This is a genomic window from Acidovorax sp. HMWF029, from assembly GCF_003060895.1.
Taxonomy (GTDB): Bacteria; Pseudomonadota; Gammaproteobacteria; order Burkholderiales; family Burkholderiaceae_C; genus Acidovorax.
The window spans coordinates 1-4,130 of the sequence record NZ_QAIH01000187.1; the positions used below are offsets into that span (position 1 = coordinate 1).

At 65.8% G+C, this 4,130-nt stretch carries 5 protein-coding genes; 4 read left to right on the forward strand and 1 reads right to left on the reverse strand.

Annotation, left to right across the window (positions count from 1 at the left end):
• The 4 genes from DBR12_RS12875 to DBR12_RS12890 form a co-directional block, all read left to right on the forward strand.
• Nucleotides 1-380: group II truncated hemoglobin (locus DBR12_RS12875; protein ID WP_108617608.1), on the forward strand; the 380-nt coding region annotated here is incomplete at its 5' end.
• Nucleotides 381-456: 76 nt separating this feature from the next.
• Nucleotides 457-951, forward strand: coding sequence for a RidA family protein (locus tag DBR12_RS12880; protein ID WP_108617610.1), 495 nt, complete (start codon nt 457-459; stop codon nt 949-951).
• 13 nt (nt 952-964) lie between these two features.
• Nucleotides 965-1,192, forward strand: a complete 228-nt coding sequence (locus DBR12_RS12885; protein ID WP_108617611.1) for a hypothetical protein — start codon at nt 965-967, stop codon at nt 1,190-1,192.
• Nucleotides 1,193-1,348: 156 nt separating this feature from the next.
• Nucleotides 1,349-3,346 (forward strand): bifunctional 2',3'-cyclic-nucleotide 2'-phosphodiesterase/3'-nucleotidase, encoded by a 1,998-nt coding sequence (locus DBR12_RS12890; protein WP_233244449.1) that lies wholly within the window; start codon nt 1,349-1,351, stop codon nt 3,344-3,346.
• Nucleotides 3,347-3,444: 98 nt separating this feature from the next.
• Here DBR12_RS12890 and DBR12_RS12895 read toward each other — a convergent pair.
• Nucleotides 3,445-4,130, reverse strand: a 686-nt coding sequence (locus DBR12_RS12895) for a Smr/MutS family protein (protein WP_369861552.1), incomplete at its 5' end; no start/stop codon positions are given.

A 4,130-nucleotide genomic window follows, 5' to 3' on the forward strand; every position in this document is an offset into this window, starting at 1 on the left:
CCGCCACACCCTTCGAATGGATCGGCGGCGAAGACCGCGTGCATGCACTGGTCGAGCGGTTTTACGACCTCATGGACCTGGAGCCCGCGTACGCCGAGCTGCGCGCCGCCCATGGCAGCGACCTGACCAGCGCGCGGCAAAAGCTGTTCTGGTTCCTCTGCGGCTGGCTGGGCGGGCCCGACCATTACCAGAGCCGCTTTGGCCACCCGCGCTTGCGCATGCGCCACATGCCGTTTGCCATCGGCATCAAGGAGCGCGACCAGTGGGTGGCCTGCATGGACCAGGCCATGGGCGAGACGGGCGTGCCCGCAGACTTGCGCACGCGCCTGAAGGAGAGCTTCATGGGCACGGCCGACTGGATGCGCAACAAGGGCGTCTGACGGCCGCATTGGTTTTTTGGCTGGCGCGCACCCCGGCCCGGTGGGCGCTGGTGGTGGAGTGAAGGAGCAAGGTTTCATGTCCCGCGACGTGCGTTTTCTGCAGCAGGCCCAGGCCTTGGGCTACAACTTTGACGGCGAGATCAAGATCGGCGGCAACTACGTGCCCCTGGTGCGCGACGGCCACCACATCTACCTGAGCGGGCAGATCCCGCGCGTGGGTGATACGGTGGTGATCACCGGCGCGGCCGGTGCCGGGGCCTCGCTCGCCGATGCACAAAAAGCCGCCAAAGTGTGTGCGATGCGTGCGTTGGCCTTGCTCCAACGCGCGCTGGGTTCGCTTGACGCCGTGCAGTCCATCCTGCGCATCACCGTGTATGTGCAGTCGGCGCCCGGCTTCACGCAGCAAAGCGAGGTGGCTGACGGCGCCTCGGAAGTCTTGTTCACCGTGCTGGGCGACGCCGGGGCGCACACGCGCACGTCGGTGGGTGTGCTGCAACTGCCCAAGAACGCCACCGTGGAGGTGGACCTGATTGCCACCGCCACCTCCGGGGTTGGCCAGCCCGCAGCTTGAGGAAGCGCTGAACTTGGGCGCGCCGACGCACCCCCGTTTCAACGTCTTTGGCCGCATCGTCGAGGTGCGGCGCGAAGGCTCGCTGTGGCAGGCGTACCGCGTAGGTGGTGACGGCAAGCGCACGCGCGCAAGCTTTGTGATCCCCGACTTTGTCGAAGAGCATGAACTGGCGCAGTTCCTCGAAGACCTGTTCCACGAAAGCGCTTCGCCCCACAACGGCGATGTGCACCGCATCGGCTAGGAGCAGGTTCTAGGCCCTTCGGGCGTCACGTCACACCGCTGTCAAACCCCCGCCAGACACTCGGTCCCTTGTTTTATTCCGGGACAGTTCATGTCTGAACGCACTCTGAGCCATTCAATTTCTTCTTCTGCGCAGCTGTCACGCCGCGTGGCCGCCATGGGCCTGGTGGCGCTGGCGGCCTCACTGGCCGCGTGTGGCAGTGGCAGCGACAACACCAGCGCGGGCGCCACGGCCACGCTGGCAGTGCTGGAGACCACCGACCTGCACTTCAACGTGCGCAGTTACGACTACTTCAAGCTGGCTGAAGACAAGAGCTATGGCTTTGAGCGCACCGCCACGTTGGTGCGCGCGGCGCGCAAGGAGTTTGCCAACACGCTGCTGGTGGACAACGGTGACACCATCCAGGGCACCGCGCTGGCCGACTATGAAGCCACCATCAGCCCCATCCCGTGCACGCAGCAGCTCTCGATGTACAAGGCCATGGGCGCACTGGGCTTTGATGCGGGAACGCTGGGCAACCACGAGTTCAACTACGGCCTGCCCTTCTTGAACCAGGTGCTCGGCGGCGGTCTGGAGGTGGACGGTGTGGATGCCAGCAAGAAGTGCGCGGGAGCGGGCTTTCCGATGGTGCTGGCCAACGTGATCAGCAACAAGACCAAGAAGCCGCTGGTGCAGCCCTACACGGTGCTGGAGCGCACTCTGGTGGCCAAGGGCACGGACGGCAAGGAAGTCAAGCTGCCCATCAAGATCGGCGTGATCGGCTTCACCACGCCGGGCATCATGAATTGGGACAAGCGCTACCTGGAAGGCAAGGTGAGCACCGAGGGCGCGGTGGAGGCCGCCACCAAGTACGTGCCCGAGCTGCGTGCCAAGGGCGCTGACATCGTGGTGGCGCTGCTGCACGGCGGGCTCGATGGCGCTGCCTATTCGCCCACCATGGAGAACCCCGGCCTGCACCTGTCGAAGGTGGCCGGCATCGACGCCATGGTGATGGGCCACCAGCATGGCGTGTTCCCCGACACAGCGGCCACGCCCGGCTTCAACCTGCCTGGCGTGGACCACAAGGCGGGCACTGTGAACGGCGTGCACGCCGTCATGGCCAGCTCCTGGGGCAAGGCGCTGGGTGTGGTGCAGCTGGCGCTGCAGTGGGATGGCGCGAAGTGGACGGTCAACAAGTCGGCCAGCAAGAGCGAGCTGCGCAACATCCAGAGCAAGAACGCAGCGGGTGCCAACGTGTATGTGGATGCAGACCCTGCCGTGGCGCCGCTGATCGAGCCACAGCACCAGGCGGCCATTCAGTATGTGAAGACGCCGATTGGCCAGACCGACTTCCGCATGAGCACGCTGTTTGCCGATGTGGGCGACCCGGGTGCGATCCAGATCGTGAACCAGGCGCAGCAGGCCTATGTGGCGGCCTACATCAAGGCCAACTTGCCGCAGTACGCTGCATTGCCGGTGCTGTCGGTGAGCGCGCCGTTCAAGAGCGGCTTCCAGGGCGGGGCGGACTACACCGACGTGGCCGTCGGCCCGCTGGCCATCAACAACGCGGCCGACCTGTACCTGTATCCCAACACGGTGTATGCGGTGAAGGTGAACGGCGGTGACATCAAGAACTGGCTCGAAGCCGCTGCCAAGCGCTTCAACCAGATCGACCCCGCCAAGACCACTGAGCAGCAGCTCATCAGCAGCTTCCCTGGCTACAACTTCGACATGTTCACCACGGCCGACGTGCAGTACGAGATCGACGTGACGCAGCCCGTGGGCAGCCGCATCAAAAAGCTGAGCTACCTGGGCAAGCCCATCGATGTGGCGCAGGAGTTCGTGATCGCCACCAACAACTACCGCGCTACCAGCGGCAAGAGCTTCATCGACAAGCTGGATGGCTCGGGCACCATCTGGGCCTCGCCCGATGCGAACCGCGACGTGGTGATCGACTACATCCGCAAGAACCCGGCGGTGACCCGCGCGGCCCACGGTGCGGCCAAGAGCTGGCGCTTTGCCAAGGCCACGGCGGCTGGCCCGGTGGTGTTCAGCTCGGGCGCCAATGCGCTGGCCGTGGCGCAGGCCGCAGGGCTGGCGAACGTGACGCTGTTGGCGGCCGATGACGGCTCGGGCAAGGGAGTGTCCAAGTACGCCGTGGATTTGTCCAAGTAGGCTGTGCCTGCAGAGAGCAGCACTTTCCCTGTTAGGAGGGTGTTGCTTCTCTTTTGATAGCTTCTAGCGCTTGATGGACGGGCGGTAGCGGCTATTTTTTATGAATGTCTGTGCAGCACCGGCTGCAACAGCACCACCAGTGCGCCCGCGCCGCCATCCATGGGCCGGGCCTGCACAAAGGCCAGCACCTCGTTTTTTTGCACCAGCCAGCGCTGCACGCGGCTTTTGAGCACGGGGCTTTTGCCGGGCGAGCCCAGGCCCTTGCCGTGCACCACGCGCACGCAGCGCAGCCCGGACTTGTGGGCCTGGCGGATGAAGCTGCCCAGCGCCTCGCGCGCCTCGTCCACGCGCAGGCCGTGCAGGTCGAGCTGGCGCTGGATGCTCCAGTGGCCCGAGCGAAGGCGGCGCGTCACTTCCACGCCGATGCCGGGGCGGCGAAAGCTGAGCTGGTCGTCGGTGTCGAGCAGCGTGCTCACGTCGAAATCGTCGCTGATCGACTCCATCAGCACCCGCTCTTCGTCCAGCCAGTGCTGCACGGGCAGTGGCGGGGGCAGGTGCTTGCGCAGCCGTGCCACGTTGGGGTTGCGCAGCGGGATGACGGGGCCTACGCTGCGGCTGAACAGGTGGCGCTCGGCCTCGGCCCGGGCTGCTGCTTCGCGCCGTGCTTTGTCCTCGGCCTCGCGGCGTTCCTGCTCCTCGCGCAGGCGCCGGGCCACAGTGGCCAGGTCTTGCAGCTGGGTAATGCGTTCGCCCGCGCGGCGGGGCGCGGGGGGCGCGCGGCGAC